Consider the following 16909-nt stretch of genomic DNA (forward strand, 5'->3'; position numbering starts at 1 on the left):
CTATTTAATTGACTTATTTAGCCTTTTTAGCCTTAGTTTGTAGGCTATATAAAGCATTCATCGCATCTAATGGAGTCATATTTAAAATATCTAATTTTTTAATTTCTTCCACTAAGCTTTCATCATAAACAGAACCAAAAGATATTTGAGTAACTGCAACCTCATCTTCTACAGCATTTTCTTTAAGTTCTTTATTTTCTTTTCTAAGCTTATTTATTTCACTTTTTAGCTTTCCTATATTCAAATTATAGTCATTTTCTTTAATATTTATATTTTCTTTGAAACTTTCATATTCATTTTTCAAAGTTTCGTATACTTTTATATCTATATGATTTTCGTTACTTTCTAATTTTTCTTTAATATTAATAGCAGTGCTTAAATCTTGTTGAATATGATTTTTCTCTAAATCTTTTAATATTTCCTTTGATCTAGCAATAACTTTTTGTGGAAGCTTTGCAAGCTCTGCTACATATATACCATAACTCTTATCAGCTCCACCTTCTATTATTTTTCTTAAAAATACAATTCCATCATTGTTTTCTTGAACTGCTACAGAATAGTTTTTAACATCATAAAACTCATCTTCTAATTCTACTAATTCATGATAGTGTGTAGCAAATAAAGTCTTACATTTTATATTTGCCTGAATATATTCAACTATAGACCAAGCTAAACTAATTCCATCATAAGTACTAGTGCCTCGTCCTATTTCATCTAATATAACTAAACTTTTATCTGTTGCATTTTTAAGTATTTGAGAAACTTCAGTCATTTCAACCATAAAAGTAGACTGCCCTTGAGCTAAATCATCACTAGCTCCTACTCTCGTAAATATTCTATCTAAAATAGGTATATTAGCATATTCTGCTGGAACAAATGATCCTATGTGAGCCATCAATGCTATTACTGCAGTTTGTCTCATATAAGTAGATTTACCAGCCATATTTGGACCTGTAATTATGTTTATAATATTTTCACCTTGATTTAAATACGTATCATTAGGTACAAAATTTTCTTCTCCAACTATACTTTCAACAACAGGGTGACGTCCATTTTTTATATCTAATTTATTACTTTCATTAATTATAGGTTTTGCATAATTGTTTATATAAGCAACAGTTGCTAATGATACAAATACATCTATATTAGCTATTATCTTTGCAACTGATTGAATTCTATCTATATTTTTATATATGTTATTTCTTATATTTACAAAAATTTCATACTCTAAATTTTTAATTTTATCTTCTGCATTTAAAATTTTATCTTCTATTTCTTTTAATTCACTAGTTATATATCTTTCCGCATTACTTAATGTTTGCTTTCTGATATATGTTTCATCTATATTTGCATTAGCTAAATTTGCTTTTGTTATTTCTATATAATATCCAAATACTTTGTTAAATCCTACTTTTAAAGATTTAACTCCCGTTTTTTCTTTTTCTCTATTTTCTATTTCCTTTATCATAAAGGCCCCATTTTTAGATATATCTCTCAAAGAATTTAGTTCATCGTTAAATTCAGATTTAATTATATTTCCATCCTTTATTGTTATTGATGGATCTTCAAGTATTGCACTATCTATCAAGTCATATATATCATTTAGGTCATCCATATCTGAAATGTATCTTTTAAGAATGCTTGCATTTGATAAATTTATAATTTTTTTAAGTTCTGGTAATTTTTCTATAGAATTTTTTAAATGTATCATTTCTTTAGGTGTAACTTTTTCAAATGCAATTTTCCCACAAATTCTTTCTATATCATATACATTTTTCAGAGTTTCAATTAGGTCTTCCCTTAACATAAAGTCATCTTTTAACTCTTCAATAACATTAAGTCTTTTTTCAATTCGTAGTTTATTTACCAGCGGTTCTTCTACATATTTTCTAAGCATTCTTCCACCCATGGCAGTAGATGTTTTATCTAAAACATGAAGAAGTGATCCCTTCTTTGCATTTCCTCTTATAGTAGATGTTAATTCTAAGTTACTTCTTGTAAACATATCTAAAACCATATACTCTTGTGAGTTATATATATTTATATTATTTATATTAGAAGTTATTTGTTTTTGGGTATTGTAAATATAATTTAATATAATGCATAAACTAGATGATATAAGTCCGAACTCATCTAATTTTAAATTTTTTAAATACTCAGTTGAAAAATATTTATTTAATATATTTTCATCTAAATAACTTTCATCAAAATTTTCATTTATATATATATTACTTAAAGTAGCTATATTTCTTATTTTTTCAACGGTATTTAAATCATTTGCGATTATCTCAGTAGGATGAATTTTAGCTATTTCTTCTACTAATTTTTCTTCACTTAAATATGTTGCATTAACTTCTCCTGTACTTATATCTGTATATGAAATACCTATTTTCTCACCATCAGTGTACATGGCCAATAGATAATTATTTTTCTTATTCTCTAATAAAGCTCCCTCAAGTACTGTACCTGGAGTTATTACTCTTACTACATCTCTCTTTACTATTCCTTTTGAAGCATTTACATCTTCAACTTGTTCACATATTGCTACTTTATATCCGTTTTCAACTAATTTCGATATATAGTTTTGAGAAGAGTGAAATGGTATCCCACACATAGGTGCTCTTTCATCCATACCACATTCTCTTCCTGTAAGTGCTATTTCTAAAGTTTTCGAAGCTACTATCGCATCTTCAAAAAACATTTCATAAAAATCTCCAAGCCTAAAAAACATTATGCAATCATTATATCTATTTTTAACTTCAAAGTACTGCCTCATCATAGGAGTTAATTTACTTCTATCTATATTCATACTCTTTGCCTCCTTTACATTCTACATATTATATCATATTTGGATGTTTATACTTATATCTATATTCATATCTTTTCAATTTTTAAATTAGCTATATAATATATCACCATTTATAAATATTTGTCATATAATCTATTATAGTAAATTTTAATATAGGTATTAAATAAATTTCAACTTTATTTTATATTTTAATTTACTATATAAAATAATTATAAGAGAGGTAATATTTATGGGTTTGTGGTGCAAATCAAATAAAAAATGCGGATTAAAAAAACCTAATAAATGTAAAAAATATTACTATAATTGCAATAACTCTTCATGCGGTAACAACAATAATTCAAATATCACTCCTTGCAGTGGTAAAAAACCTGTAAGTTCTACAAACCATTATAAAACTTATACATGCTTAGATGGAAAAGATTATTTTGTTGTAAATGAAAACTTCTATGATAATTACTATGAAAAATGTAATCACTACTATATAACTGATTGTAATCATATAACTGATCATTACTATGAATATAATGTATATCATTATGATACAAAAGCTACTCACGATGAAAAATATGTTTGCAAAGATGTAGATAAGATAAATCCAGATAGTAATTGTGTAGAAAAAAATAATGGTTGTTCAGAAAAAGAAAATTGTGATTGCCACTGTGGATGTAACTGCGATTATTGTAAAAAGCATAGAGAAAACAGCAGTTGCTAATTAAATAAAAATACTATTTCCCCTAGTATTTTTGTTTCTAGGGGAGATAATTTTTACCTCTTATATATTATTTTTATAAAACAAACAAACCTATTCAAATGAATAGGTTTGTTTGTTTTATTCTTTATTTCCATTTATAAGCATAAAAAATGTTGTTGCATTTTTACTAGTACTAAACTCATCCGTATCTTTATATTTATCAATAAATTCATTTGTTATGCCTACGAAGTCAATATCTCCATTTTCATATAAATTTATATCCGCAGATCCTTCTTTTACAATTTTTGTATTTACAGACTCTAATTTAACACTATTTTTATCCCAGTAATTTTGATTTTTAGTCATTATATAAACATCATCTAATTTCCATTTAGTTAAAGTAAACGGACCATTGTATAATGTAGATTCTTTGGTTGTTCCATATTTATCACCTTGATTTTCTACAAATTTTTCATTTTGTGGGAAAAATACTGGAAATGCCATCAATCTATCAAAATAGCTAACAGGTCTATTAAGTTTTATTTCTAATGTATAATCATCCAATGCTTTAACCCCTACACCTTCAGCTTCTTTAGTTTTTCCGATGTTGTAATCTTGAGCTCCAATAATATCATACATTATAAATCCATATTGAGATGCAGTTTCTGGATTTAATGTTCTTTTAAAAGCATATTCAAAATCATTAGCTGTTACTTTATCTCCATTGCTCCATTTAGAGTCTTCTCTTAAGTTAAAGGTCCAAGTTTTCTTATCTTCTGATGATTCCCAGCTCTTAGCAATACCTTCAACTACCTTCCCATCATTATCTACCCTTACAAGGCCTTCCATAACATTATTTGCAGCACTAAATGATAATGAATCTGTAGATCTACTCATATCTAAAGAAGGTATATCTGAAGTACTTGTTAAATTTAATTCATTTTTCCCTTCTGCACTTGCCCATTTGTAAGCGTATTTTGCTCCGTATGGAATTATAGTTATTCCATCTACATAAGGTTTTTGTATATAAGCACTACTACTTTGGAAAAGAGGCATTATAAATGCATCACTCAATAAAAGTTCTTCTGCTTTAGCATATTTTTTCCAACTATCGTTAATATTTGTTGAAGTTTTTCCTTCTTCTATTAAATAATTATAGTCTTTACTATCATATCCACTATTTACTCCAAATTTTCCAGTAGTAGTAAACGTCTCTAAAAATGTTAATGGATCTGGATAGTCAGCAACCCAAGAGCTATAAACTAAATCATAATCGCCTTGTGCTTCTAATTGTTGTTTTTGCTTAAATGGGACTTGCTTTATCTCTACTGTCATTCCATCTAGATTTTTTTGTAATTGACTTTGAAAAAATTCTCCTACTCGCTTACTACTTTCAACGTCTGATGTTAGAACTTCTATTGTAACTTTATCAAAATTCAACTCCTTCTTTGCTTTATCCCAATGTTCTTTTGCTTCTTTTAAATCATACCCACTGCCCATATTCCCAGCAATTTCTCTATAGTCTTTACCTTCATCATTTATGGCTAACCCCTCTGGTGTATAATAATTTACCGGATTTGATCCATTATTCAAAATCACACTAGTTATTTCGCTTTTATCAACTGCCATAGATATTGCAAGTCTTGCATCTTTATTTTTCAATAATTCACTAGAATTTATAACTTTACCATCATCTTTGTTACTACATCCTACTAAGATTGATGAAGTCATTAATGTGATTAGTGTCATTGTCGATACATATTTTTTTAATATCATCTAAATCCCTCCAGTTTAATATATTTTATTAACAAATGAGCTATTAGTTACACAATTTTAATCCTCATTTTCTTTCAATATAATCCATCTTTAAATTTAAATAAAAAAGAAAGTGAATAAATTTTATATTTCACTTTCTTTTTTATTTAAATTAATTTTTAGAATAAACTATATTTCCATCTATTATGGTATATAAAGTTTCTGTAAATACTTCCATAGGGTTACCTGTAAATATAGCTATATCTGCATCTTTTCCAGCTTCAATACTTCCTAATCGATCATCAACTCCACAAATTTTAGCCGCATTTATAGTTATAGCTTTAAGTGCTTCATCTATTCCCAATCCTTTTTTAGCTGCAAATCCTGCACATATTGGCAAATACTGAATAGGTATTACTGGATGGTCTGTTGTTATTGCAACTTGAACTCCATTTTTGTTTAATTTTCCAGCTGTTTCAAATGTTCTATTTTTAAGTTCTACTTTACTTCTATTAGTTAAGCTAGGCCCCACAATCGCACTAAAGCCGGAATTTTTTATGTATTGTGCAATAAGATGTCCTTCTGTACAATGATCTAATGTCATATCTAAATCAAACTCTTTGGCAATTCTAATGGCTGTAAGTATATCATCTGCTCTGTGTGCATGAGCTTTTAATGGTATTTTCTTATTTAAAACATCAATAAAACATTCTTGTTTTAAATCAATATCAAAATGTTCACCTTTCTGCTTAGCTATTTCTTTCTTGTTTTTGTAATTCAAAGCATTAGTTAAAGCTTCTCTTAAAATTGCAGCCGTAGCCATTCTCGTGGATGGAGATATACTTTTAGATGAGTACACTCTTTTAGGATTTTCACCAAATGCAACTTTCATAGCTGCACCCTCTTTTACAATCATATCATCTATAGATGTTCCACTCGTTTTTATAAAAGCAAATTTACCTCCACATACATTAGCACTTCCTTGACCTGTCATAACAGAAGTTATTCCTCCTTCTATAGCATCCTTAAATGCCTCATCTAAAGGATTTATTGCATCTATTGCTCTTAAGTGCGCTGTAAGCGGTGTTGTTGCTTCATTTATATCGTCACCTTCAAATCTTATACCTTCTTCACTTAATCCTATGTGGCAATGAGCTTCAATAATTCCCGGCATCACCCATCCACCTTGAGCATCTATAACTTCCATAATATCTAATTCATTTATATATTTATCAACATTTATTATCTTCCCATCATCTATAAGTACACATCCATTTTCATAGTTTTCTCCGGTCATAGTTATAATTTTTCCATTTTTTATTAAAATCATTGAATCCTCCAAATTATAGTTTTAGTTTTATATACAATCACATTTAATTTCGAAAAAAGATTTTGGATGTGAACATACAGGACATATTTCTAATGCTTTTTTCCCATTATGAATATGTCCACAGTTCATACATCGCCATGTAACCTCTTCTTCCTTCTTAAATACACTATTATCATCTAAATTTTTTATAAGCTCTAAATATCTTTCTTCATGCTGTTTTTCAATTTTACCAACAGACTTAAAAAGATATGCTATATCATCAAATCCTTCTTCTTGGGCTTCTTTTGCAAATTTATAATACATGTCTGTCCATTCATAATTTTCTCCTTCAGCTGAGTCAATTAAATTGCTTTTCGTAGAGTGTATTCCATTATTAATTAATTTAAACCATATTTTTGCATGTGCCATCTCATTGTTTGCAGTTTCTTCAAAGTATTGAGCTATCTTGTTATAGCCTTCTTTTTTTGCTTGATTTGCATAGTAATTATATTTAGCTGTAGCCTGAGACTCTCCAGCAAATGCTACCATTAGATTTTTTACAGTTTTGCTATCTTTTAAATCCATAATTCTCCTCCTTAATATTAAGTAGTGCTTATTATCTTTAATATTAAGATTTCAATGATATTATTACTAAAAAAGAAAACCTTTTTCTTTCTATATGATATAATTTATATAATATTAATTTTAAGGTGGTAATTTATATGAAAAATCCAATTGTTACTATGAAAGTAAAAGATGGAAAATCTATAAAAATAGAACTTTTTCCAAATGAAGCTCCTGAATCTGTAAAAAACTTTATAAGTCTTATAAATAAGGGGTTTTATAAGAATACAGCCTTTTGGAGAGTAGAAAATAATAAGTTAATCCAAGGTGGTTGTCCAGAAAATAATGGTACAGGAATTTTAGGATATAGTATAAAAAGTGAATGTTTATCTAATCGAGTGGATAATAACTTAAAATTCACTAGAGGAACTCTTGGTTACGGTAGATTTGAGCATAATACAGAAAGTTGCCATTTTTTTATAGTTACTCAAGACACTCCTCAACTTGATAAAAATTTTGCTTCATTTGGACGAGTTGTAGATGGAATGGACGAGGTTGATAGAATAAGTAAAGTTGAAACTGAGTTAGAGGTTTTCTTACATAGAGCTGTTGAAAAAATATATATTGAAAGTATGACTGTAAATACATTTGGAATTAAATACGATGAACCAACTAAACTTTTAGGCTTATCGAAGGAAGAAACTTTATCAAAATGGAATGCTACGATGGAAGAACGTAAAAAAACAGGCTATAAAGTTGTATAAAAAATAAGTAGCATTAGCTACTTATTTTTATTTTGATGCTATATCTTTATTTTTATAAGCTTTATAGCAATTTAAAAATTCTCTAGTGTTAAATATGTACTTACCACTTATTTGCGTATAATAATCGCCTGTAGAGTCGTATATTTCTTTTATTTTTTGTGTTAAGTTTTTGTTGTAGTATCTTAGTTCTTTAAACTCTTTTTTTAATCTGTCAGCTGTTAACCATAATTTATTACAATTTATATCTGCAAGTCTTATATTTTCAAATGACATATTATTTTTTTGACCATCTACATATAATTCAGCTAATATTTCCTGCAAGTTCTCATTTGTCAAATCATGATTAAGTTTTATGTATATTATTGCACCCATTCCATCTCTACCTTTTTCATTTAATTTTTCTTGATTTATAAGTGCATTTAATGGTTGTCTTTTTATGTATACATAATTTAAATCATCTAATATATACTCTCCTCTTATATATTTTGCTGGTTTGTATATAACTAAAATTGGGCTATATTCTCCGCCTATTTCATCATCATTTAAATCTGTTATTTCATTTAAATCTAACATATTATATTCTTTAGATATAGATCCATATCTCGACCTTTTGATAAGACTGTACATTCTAGAGGTTTTAACTTTGTATAATATATTATCTATATATGATTTGTCTAAAACTTCATTTTCATTTTGAGAATTATTTATATAATCTAACTTTGCAGCTTCTTTTAATTCATAGATATCATCTATACTTATATCAAAATATGCTGCCAATGATTTAAATTTTTCTTCTAAACTGTTTATATCTATATCAATATATTTTTGAAAATCTTCTATCTTTTCTTCTGATTTTATATTTAATAATAAAGTTCCTATGGAATGAATACTCACGTAACTTTCTTTTTCAAATAATAATTTAATAATATTGTTTTTAAGCTTTTCTATATTTTGTGATATCCTTATAAAATCATTTATATCACAAATATCCATTTCGTCATTATGTATAATATTTTTAGGTATCTCTATATAGTTATTTTCATCTTTTAAACATAATTTAAAATCTTTTTCTACTATTATTTTTTCTATTAATTTTGCGTTACTACCTTCTGTCATCTTATTTCTCCTTACTATATATTGTCCTAAGTATTATTATACATAAAATTCTTAGTTAGTCATATTATTTTAATTATTAGTCATTTCTATTTCTTTCAAAAATACTTTCACTATATGTGGATCAAATTGGTTTCCAGAACATTTTATTAACTCTTTTTTTGCTCTATTTTTACTTATTTTATTTTTGTATGTCCTATCACTAGTCATAGCGTCATATGCATCTACAACACATATAATTCTAGCTAAAAAAGGGATCTCTTCTCCCTTTAATCCCAATGGGTAACCTTTTCCATCATATCTTTCATGGTGTGTTAATATTCCTTTTGCTATATGTTCTATATCAGGATTTAGCATGGCAATTCTATAACCTTTTCCAGTATGAGTTTTCATGATTTCAAATTCTTCGCTATCTAGCACACCAGGTTTTGATAATATTTCATCGGGTATACCTATTTTACCGATATCATGTAATGTAGCTAATAAAATTAGTTTATTTAAATTATCATTTGATAGGTTTAACCTTTTACCTAATCTTTTTGCATATTTAATTACACGGTCAGTGTGTTCTTCTGTTTGAGGATGCTTTTGAGCTAGCGTTTCTTGAAGCGAACCTATAATAAAACTTTTTATACTTTTTCCATGTAATAATTTTTCCCTATAAGTTTTATCCTCCGCTTCGGTTAAAACTTTATCAATTTCTTTTCCAATATCATTTTTAGTAGATGTTCCTAATGCTATACTTAATGGTATTATACTATCTGACTTTTCTTTACAATTCTCTTTTATTTCATCGCATATAAGCTCTGCCTCTTTAGCTGTTGTTTTTGGTAGTATTATGCAAATTTCATCTCCACCCCATCTAAATATAAGATCCTTTTTTCTACATGAAGATTTAATTACAGTTGATATATCTATAAGTAATTTATCTCCTTGTAAATGCCCTAAAGTATCATTTACAACCTTTAGACCGTTCACATCTCCCATTATAAGGCTAAGTGGTAAGTATTTTTGTGAATTTAACTTTCTTATTTTTTCATCAAAGTAAGCTCTATTATAAAGTCCTGTCAATTTATCCGTATAACTCATTTTTTTTAATTTATTTTCCAAAATAACATTTTCAGTAACATCTCTGGCAACTCCCACTATACTAGAAATATCCCCATTTTTATTAAATATAGGAACTTTTCTACTTTCCATATATTTAGCATTATCATCATCAATTTTAACCTTAATTTTTTTACATTCTTTGCTGTTACTTTCGATAACTTGTCTATCAAACTTAACTATTTCATTTACCATAGACAATTTGTTTTTTGATTCCGTTTCTCTTATATATATTTTCTCAAGGTCTTTATCACTTTTTCCTATAATTTCTTTTTTATCTGTTTTATAATACTCTTTTGCAAAAGCCTTGTTACAATGTAAGTATGTACCTTCTATATCTTTATGAAATATACAATCAGGAATTGTATCAATTATAGTTTGTAATAATTCTTTTTGTTTTATTATTTCATCTTCATACTTTTTTCTACTCGTTTGGTTTTGCAATATTCCTAAAAACATTTCTATTTTATTACTTATTTTTATCGGAGCTATATAGCATTCTAAAAAAATATCATCCAAATACCCTGTAAACAATTTTGGATTTCCCGAATTTATAACTTCTATATAATTCCCCTCATATTCATTTGCTAAATCTATAGGATACAATTCATTTAAATACTTTCCAATGATATTTGATTTATCTAATCCTAATGAATCTGCATAGTGTTTATTTGCAAATAAAAATTCACCATCTATGCTTCTCAACCAAACAGAATAAGGTATATTATCCAACAAAATTTCCAATAAATTACTAATCATAAACACCCTCCATCCCTTTATACCTACATTTATTATTTTACATAGATTTATATTTTTTTACAATCTTTTAGGTGTATTATTGATCTTAGACTAGTATAATATTAATATATCTAAACTGAGAGTTGAGGTTTTTGCAATGAATAGTAATTTAAAAGAATTATTAAAAGATTATAAACCATATATAAATGGTCATCAAAATATGAAAAAAGCTTCTGTTTTAATTCCTATAGTAAAAAAAAATAATGAAGACTTTATACTCTTTGAAGTTAGGTCAAAGACATTAAGGTCTCAACCAAATGAAATATCTTTTCCCGGAGGCATGATCGAAAAAAATGAAACTCCAATTACTGCTTGCATAAGAGAAACTTGCGAAGAACTAGGTACCATTGATAGCAATGTAGAAATAGCAAGCGAACTTGATTTATTTTTAAGTCCTGCAGATATAATAATACATACTTTTGTTGGCTTCATACACGACTTAGAAAGTCTAAATCCAAACATAGATGAAGTAGACCATATTTTTTTAGTTCCTTTATCTCATTTATTAGAAAATGAGCCTTTACGATATAAAAATGAAGTTAGAGTAGTTCCTAATAAAAATTTTCCCTATGACTTAATACCTAACAAAGAAAATTATAAGTTCAAATCAGGAAATTATGACTCTTTATTCTATAAATATAATGATTATGTTATTTGGGGCATAACAGGTAAAATACTTGAAAACTTTCTTAATTTAATTAAATAAATTTTAACTAAAAAGGACTCCATATAATATGGAGTCCTTTATTGTTATAAAGTACAAGCGTTTACTTCTTTATTTTTCAAATATTCATTTATAGCTTTTGCTGCTTTTCTACCAGCTCCCATAGCAGATATAACTGTTGCAGCTCCTGTAACTGCATCTCCTCCAGCAAAAACACCTTCTCTAGAAGTTACTCCGTTATCATCAGCTACTATACATTCCCATTTATTTATATCTAATCCTTTTGTAGTTGATGTTATAAGTGGGTTTGGAGATGTTCCAAGTGCCATTATAACTGTATCTACTTCCATTATAAAATCTGAATTTTCTATAACTTTAGGTCTTCTTCTTCCTGATGCATCAGGTTCTCCTAGCTCCATTTTCACACATACCATACCTTTAACTTCGCCTTTTTCATCAACTAATATCTCAGTTGGGTTTGTTAAAGTATCAAATATTACACCTTCTTCTTTAGCATGGTGTACTTCTTCTAATCTAGCAGGAAGTTCTGCTTCACTTCTTCTGTAAACTATATGAGTTTTAGATCCTAATCTAGCCGCAGTTCTCGCAGCATCCATAGCAACATTTCCTCCACCTATAACAGCAACACTTTTACCACTTCTTACAGGTGTCATATAGTCTTCTTTGTATGCCTTCATTAAGTTAACTCTTGTTAAGAATTCATTTGCAGAACAAACACCATTTGCATTTTCACCTGGTATTCCCATGAACTTAGGAAGTCCTGCTCCTGATCCTACAAATACAGCTTCAAATCCTTCTTCATTTAGTAACTCATCTATTGTTATAGTTCTACCTATTATAACATTAGTTTCTATTTTAACGCCTAAGCTTTTAATATTTTCTATCTCAGGTTTAACAACACCATCTTTAGGTAATCTAAATTCTGGTATTCCGTAAGTTAAAACTCCTCCTGGTTCATGCATAGCTTCAAATATAGTTACATCATATCCCATTTTAGCTAAATCACCAGCACAAGCAAGCCCTGCAGGTCCACTTCCTATGACAGCTACCTTTTTATTATTAGGCTCTTCTGTTTTTGCTAAATCAAAATTTTGCTCTCTAGAATAATCAGCAACAAATTTTTCTAATTTACCTATTGAAACAGCATCTGATTTTATTCCTAACACACATAATCCTTCACATTGATTTTCTTGAGGACAAACCCTTCCACAAACTGCTGGAAGTGAGCTATCTTTTGCTATAACCTTAGCAGCTCCTTCAATATCCCCTTCTTTTAATTTTCCGATAAATCCTGGTATATTTACTTCAACAGGACATCCTGATACACACTTAGGTTTTTTACATTCTAAACATCTACTTGCTTCTTTCATTGCTTCTTCTTTATTATATCCTAAACAAACTTCTTCAAAGTTTGTAACTCTAACTTCAGCTTCTTGTTGTCTAACAGGTATTTTAACTTTACTCATGATTAATTACCTCCACATCCGCATCCGCCATGATGATGCGTATCCCCTTCTTCTATTTTTAACGTAGCTCTACCTTCTTCTGTTTTGTACATAGCTTGTCTTCTCATAGACTCATCAAAGTTAACTAAATGTCCATCAAATTCAGGTCCATCTACACATGCAAATTTAATTTCTCCGCCAACATTAACTCTACATGCTCCACACATACCTGTTCCATCTACCATTATAGGGTTTAAACTTACAGTTGTAGGTATATTTAACTCTTTAGTTAGCATACACATAAACTTCATCATTATCATAGGCCCTATAACTACTGCTTGATCATATTTTTTACCTTGATTTTCAACTAAGTCTTTTAAACAGTCAGTAACTCTACCGTTAAATCCATATGTACCATCATCTGTACATACATAAAGGTTTCCGGCAACTTTTTTCATCTCATCTTCAAATATTAAAAGATCTTTTGTTCTAGATCCAACTATAACATCTGCCTCTATACCGTTTTCCTTAAGCCATTTAACTTGAGGATATACAGGAGCTGCTCCAACTCCACCAGCTACAAATATTATTTTTTTATTTCTTAATTCATTTATATCTTCTTCGACAAACTCACTAGGCATTCCTAGTGGCCCAACAAAGTCAGCTACGTAATCGCCTTCTTCAAAAGTTTCAAGTTGTTTAGTACTAGCTCCAACTGTTTGGAACACTATACTTACAGTACCTTCTTCATTATTATAATCAGCTATTGTAAGAGGTATTCTTTCCCCTTTTTCATCATTTTTTATAATGATAAATTGACCTGGCTTAGAAGCTTTAGCTACTCTTGGAGCTTCTATGTCCATTAAATAAATACTATCTGTTAGCTGTTTCTTTTTTACAATTTTGTTTCCCATATCTCTATCTCCATTCTGCCAAATAGTTTATATTTTAATTTTAAATATTAGCCAACTTGAAGTTCAAGTTTCCCCTTATAAGTATAATTTTTTAATCAAACTTATAGGCTATATATTTAAAATCAATAATTTAATATTATATATTACATTTATATTATACAAAAAAAAACAACCTTTGTGGTTGTTTTTTGAAAATATTTTCCTATTTTTCTATTACTCCGTTTAATGAGAATGTTCTTGAATCTAATATCTTAACATTAACAAGAGTTCCTATGATGTCTTGAACATCAGATTCAAAGTTAACTAACTTATTCTGTCTAGTTCTTCCTGTGAATTTATTTTCGTCTGTTTTACTTTTTCCCTCAACTAAAACTTCAACTACTTTTCCTTCATATGATTTATTTATTTCTGCACAGACATTATTTACCTCTGCTAAAACTTTATTAAATCTTTCATGTTTTATTTCTTCAGGAATTTGATTTTCCATTTTAGCAGCAGGAGTTCCTTGTCTCTTAGAGTATATAAATGTAAATGCTGAATCATATCTAACTTTTCTTACAACATCTATAGTGTCTTCTACATCTTCTTCTGTTTCGCCAGGGAATCCTATCATTAGGTCTGTAGAAAATGCTATATCTGGAACTTCCTTTTTAGCTTTTTCTATTATCTCTAAGTAATACTCCTTAGTGTAGTGTCTATTCATTATCTTAAGTAATCTAGAACTTCCACATTGAACTGGTAAGTGTAAGAATTCACAAACTTTATCACAATCTCTAATAGCATATATAACTTCATCTGATATATCTTTAGGGTGAGATGTCATAAATCTTATTCTTTCTATTCCTTCTATTTCATTTACCATTCTTAAAAGCTCATCAAATCTAATTGGATTTTCTAAAGTTTTTCCATAAGAATCAACATTTTGACCAAGTAAAGTTATTTCTTTTGTTCCATTAGCAACTAATTCTTTTATTTCATTTATTATATCCTCTGGAGTTCTACTTCTTTCTCTACCTCTTGTGTAAGGAACTATACAATAAGTACAGAAATTATTACATCCATACATTATGTTTACAAATGCTTTAAGCTCAAATTTTCTATTGCTTCTAAGCCCTTCTACAACTTCTCCATCTACATCCCAAACATCTATTAAAGTTTTTTCAGTATCCATAGATTTAGCTAATAATTCAGGGAATTTGTATAAGTTATGTGTCCCAAAAACTAAATCAACATGCTTATATTTAGTTTTTATTTCTTCAACAACATGACTTTGTTGCATCATACATCCACACACAGCTATTTTTAAATCTGGATTCTTTCTTTTTAAAAACTTTAACTGCCCTAAGTTTCCATATACTTTTAACTCAGCATTTTCTCTTACTGCACAAGTATTGTATATAACTAAATCACATTCTGCAGCTGTTAAACCTTGAATATATCCCATATTATCTAACATTGCACATAATTTTTCAGAGTCATGTTCATTCATTTGACACCCAAAAGTTTGTATCATATATCTAGGTTTTCTTCCATGTATCGCATAATATCTATTTGTCGTTTCAGCTATAGCTTCTATAAATCTATCTTGCTCTTGAATTTTTTCTATAGGAACGTGTACTTGTTTTCTTTTAGCCACAACTAGCCCTCCTTAAATTACTTCGATGACATTTTGCTGTCTAATTTTTGAATTTAAAATTAATTATACCAAATTTATACTTCATTTTAAAGATGCATTTGACATTTGCTTGTATATATTTTTTATAAATACAAATAATAGTATGTGTCTATTTTAAAATTAGACATAATAAAAAATAAAGGATGGAAGCTTATGATTGTAGTTTTAATTAGAAGTATAGTTCTTTATATGGCGGTATTAATAAGTCTTAGAATTATGGGAAAAGGCGAAATTGCAGAAATGAATTCATTTGATTTGGTAATAACGCTTCTAATTGCAGAGGTTGCCGCTATCCCTATGCAAAACAACGAAATACCTATAATTTATGGAATCGCATCTCTTACTGGTTTAGTTTTTATGCAAATTATAATATCTTTTTTAACTCTAAAATTTAAAAGCATTAGATTTTTGTTAAATGGAAATCCTGCAATTTTAATAGATAAAGGAAGACTTAACTATAAAGCTTTAAAAGAAGAAAGAGTATCTATGGATGAACTTTTAGAACAATTAAGAATACAAGGTTATTTCAACTTAAAAGATGTTTATTACGCAATTCTTGAAACTGATGGCAATCTTAGTATAGTACCTACTCCTAGTTACGAAAAAGTTCCTACAGAAAACTTTAAACATCTACCATTGCCCTTAATATTAGATGGTGAAATAATCAAACAAAATCTTAAGAGTATAAATAAAAGTTCAGATTGGCTTTTATCAATCCTAAAAAAACACAATATAAATTCAGTATCAGAAACGTTAATTTGTGTATTAGATGAAAAAGATAACTTCTTTATACAGAAGAAATAATTTTTAGGAGGTGGATATATGAAATCTATTGTATTCACTATAGTTTGGACTATTGCTTTAGTTATATTTGGCCTTTTTATATCTGTAAAAGCTGAGGATTTTTCTCTTAAATATACTAATGAGATGGATAAACTAGAAATGTATGTTAAGAGTGAAGACTGGGAAAAATGTGAAGAGTATACTAATAACTTAAAGGATGACTTCAAAGAAGAATCCAAGCAGTTTTTTAAATTTTTAAACCATTGTCATATAGGTGATATTGAACTAGCTTTTAATATATTATCTGATGGTATTTATTTAAAAGATGTTTCAACTTGCTTAGAACAAATAGATGTAATAAAAATTTCTCTTCATAGGTTGATTGAGTCAGAAAAACATAGTCTTGACCATATATTATAAAATAATTAATATAATTTTTTATGAGTTTAAATTAATATCTAAAAAAAGGTGAATATATAATTCTCTTGTTCAAGACT

Annotated in this window: 14 protein-coding genes; 5 read left to right on the top strand and 9 right to left on the bottom strand. The window is 28.1% G+C overall.

Annotated features, from left to right (window positions below; all coding sequences use genetic code 11):
- Positions 1 to 13: 13 nt before the first annotated feature.
- The gene (mutS, locus tag GFJ41_RS05865; protein WP_170074853.1) at positions 14 to 2809 is read right to left on the bottom strand and encodes a DNA mismatch repair protein MutS; all 2796 of its coding nucleotides are present in this window, start codon (positions 2807 to 2809) and stop codon (positions 14 to 16) included.
- 229 nt (positions 2810 to 3038) lie between these two features.
- On the opposite strand from mutS, the gene GFJ41_RS05870 reads away from it, so the two are divergent.
- The gene (locus GFJ41_RS05870; protein ID WP_170074854.1) at positions 3039 to 3521 is read left to right on the top strand and encodes a hypothetical protein; all 483 of its coding nucleotides are present in this window, start codon (positions 3039 to 3041) and stop codon (positions 3519 to 3521) included.
- 117 nt (positions 3522 to 3638) lie between these two features.
- Here the strand turns inward: GFJ41_RS05870 and GFJ41_RS05875 are convergent, their stop codons facing one another.
- The 3 genes from GFJ41_RS05875 to rbr form a co-directional block, all read right to left on the bottom strand.
- Positions 3639 to 5276, bottom strand: coding sequence for an ABC transporter substrate-binding protein (locus tag GFJ41_RS05875; protein WP_170074855.1), 1638 nt, complete (start codon positions 5274 to 5276; stop codon positions 3639 to 3641).
- Positions 5277 to 5427: 151 nt separating this feature from the next.
- On the bottom strand, positions 5428 to 6585 hold the full coding sequence (locus GFJ41_RS05880) for an amidohydrolase (protein WP_170074856.1): 1158 nt from the start codon (positions 6583 to 6585) through the stop codon (positions 5428 to 5430).
- A gap of 27 nt (positions 6586 to 6612) precedes the next feature.
- Positions 6613 to 7149: a rubrerythrin gene (rbr, locus tag GFJ41_RS05885; protein WP_170074857.1), complete on the bottom strand. Its 537-nt coding sequence runs from the start codon at positions 7147 to 7149 to the stop codon at positions 6613 to 6615.
- 137 nt (positions 7150 to 7286) lie between these two features.
- On the opposite strand from rbr, the gene GFJ41_RS05890 reads away from it, so the two are divergent.
- On the top strand, positions 7287 to 7892 hold the full coding sequence (locus tag GFJ41_RS05890; protein WP_170074858.1) for a peptidylprolyl isomerase: 606 nt from the start codon (positions 7287 to 7289) through the stop codon (positions 7890 to 7892).
- Between the two features lie 27 nt (positions 7893 to 7919).
- On the opposite strand, the gene GFJ41_RS05895 is transcribed toward GFJ41_RS05890, so the two are convergent.
- Positions 7920 to 9008, bottom strand: coding sequence for a hypothetical protein (locus tag GFJ41_RS05895; protein ID WP_170074859.1), 1089 nt, complete (start codon positions 9006 to 9008; stop codon positions 7920 to 7922).
- A 69-nt stretch (positions 9009 to 9077) separates the two neighbouring features.
- Complete coding sequence (locus GFJ41_RS05900; RefSeq protein WP_170074860.1) at positions 9078 to 10871, bottom strand: sensor domain-containing diguanylate cyclase/phosphohydrolase; 1794 nt, start codon at positions 10869 to 10871, stop codon at positions 9078 to 9080.
- 136 nt (positions 10872 to 11007) lie between these two features.
- On the opposite strand from GFJ41_RS05900, the gene GFJ41_RS05905 reads away from it, so the two are divergent.
- Positions 11008 to 11616: an NUDIX hydrolase gene (locus tag GFJ41_RS05905; protein ID WP_170074861.1), complete on the top strand. Its 609-nt coding sequence runs from the start codon at positions 11008 to 11010 to the stop codon at positions 11614 to 11616.
- A 44-nt stretch (positions 11617 to 11660) separates the two neighbouring features.
- On the opposite strand, the gene gltA is transcribed toward GFJ41_RS05905, so the two are convergent.
- From gltA to miaB, 3 genes are all read right to left on the bottom strand, one after another.
- Positions 11661 to 13061, bottom strand: coding sequence for an NADPH-dependent glutamate synthase (gene gltA, locus GFJ41_RS05910; RefSeq protein WP_025162476.1), 1401 nt, complete (start codon positions 13059 to 13061; stop codon positions 11661 to 11663).
- A 2-nt stretch (positions 13062 to 13063) separates the two neighbouring features.
- Positions 13064 to 13954 carry a sulfide/dihydroorotate dehydrogenase-like FAD/NAD-binding protein gene (locus GFJ41_RS05915; protein WP_053833022.1) on the bottom strand — a complete coding sequence of 297 codons (891 nt, stop codon included), beginning with the start codon at positions 13952 to 13954 and terminating at the stop codon, positions 13064 to 13066.
- Positions 13955 to 14156: 202 nt separating this feature from the next.
- A complete protein-coding gene (gene miaB / locus GFJ41_RS05920; protein WP_170074862.1) occupies positions 14157 to 15590 on the bottom strand; it encodes a tRNA (N6-isopentenyl adenosine(37)-C2)-methylthiotransferase MiaB in 1434 nt (477 codons plus the stop codon).
- A gap of 192 nt (positions 15591 to 15782) precedes the next feature.
- Between miaB and GFJ41_RS05925 the strand changes: the two genes are divergently transcribed.
- Positions 15783 to 16433: a DUF421 domain-containing protein gene (locus tag GFJ41_RS05925; protein ID WP_035118449.1), complete on the top strand. Its 651-nt coding sequence runs from the start codon at positions 15783 to 15785 to the stop codon at positions 16431 to 16433.
- A gap of 18 nt (positions 16434 to 16451) precedes the next feature.
- On the top strand, positions 16452 to 16832 hold the full coding sequence (locus GFJ41_RS05930) for a DUF4363 family protein (RefSeq protein WP_021431125.1): 381 nt from the start codon (positions 16452 to 16454) through the stop codon (positions 16830 to 16832).
- Positions 16833 to 16909 lie beyond the last annotated feature (77 nt).

It is taken from the genome of Paraclostridium dentum, from assembly GCF_012922555.1.
Classification (GTDB): Bacteria; Bacillota; Clostridia; order Peptostreptococcales; family Peptostreptococcaceae; genus Paraclostridium; species Paraclostridium dentum.

Excerpts from the sequence above, each read along its gene's own strand:
- mutS (WP_170074853.1), bottom strand. The coding sequence starts at position 2,809 with ATGAATATAGATAGAAGTAAATTAACTCCTATGATGAGGCAGTACTTT.
- GFJ41_RS05870 (WP_170074854.1), top strand. The coding sequence starts at position 3,039 with ATGGGTTTGTGGTGCAAATCAAATAAAAAATGCGGATTAAAAAAACCT.
- GFJ41_RS05875 (WP_170074855.1), bottom strand. The coding sequence starts at position 5,276 with ATGATATTAAAAAAATATGTATCGACAATGACACTAATCACATTAATG.
- GFJ41_RS05880 (WP_170074856.1), bottom strand. The coding sequence starts at position 6,585 with ATGATTTTAATAAAAAATGGAAAAATTATAACTATGACCGGAGAAAAC.
- rbr (WP_170074857.1), bottom strand. The coding sequence starts at position 7,149 with ATGGATTTAAAAGATAGCAAAACTGTAAAAAATCTAATGGTAGCATTT.
- GFJ41_RS05890 (WP_170074858.1), top strand. The coding sequence starts at position 7,287 with ATGAAAAATCCAATTGTTACTATGAAAGTAAAAGATGGAAAATCTATA.
- GFJ41_RS05895 (WP_170074859.1), bottom strand. The coding sequence starts at position 9,008 with ATGACAGAAGGTAGTAACGCAAAATTAATAGAAAAAATAATAGTAGAA.
- GFJ41_RS05900 (WP_170074860.1), bottom strand. The coding sequence starts at position 10,871 with ATGATTAGTAATTTATTGGAAATTTTGTTGGATAATATACCTTATTCT.
- GFJ41_RS05905 (WP_170074861.1), top strand. The coding sequence starts at position 11,008 with ATGAATAGTAATTTAAAAGAATTATTAAAAGATTATAAACCATATATA.
- gltA (WP_025162476.1), bottom strand. The coding sequence starts at position 13,061 with ATGAGTAAAGTTAAAATACCTGTTAGACAACAAGAAGCTGAAGTTAGA.
- GFJ41_RS05915 (WP_053833022.1), bottom strand. The coding sequence starts at position 13,954 with ATGGGAAACAAAATTGTAAAAAAGAAACAGCTAACAGATAGTATTTAT.
- GFJ41_RS05925 (WP_035118449.1), top strand. The coding sequence starts at position 15,783 with ATGATTGTAGTTTTAATTAGAAGTATAGTTCTTTATATGGCGGTATTA.
- GFJ41_RS05930 (WP_021431125.1), top strand. The coding sequence starts at position 16,452 with ATGAAATCTATTGTATTCACTATAGTTTGGACTATTGCTTTAGTTATA.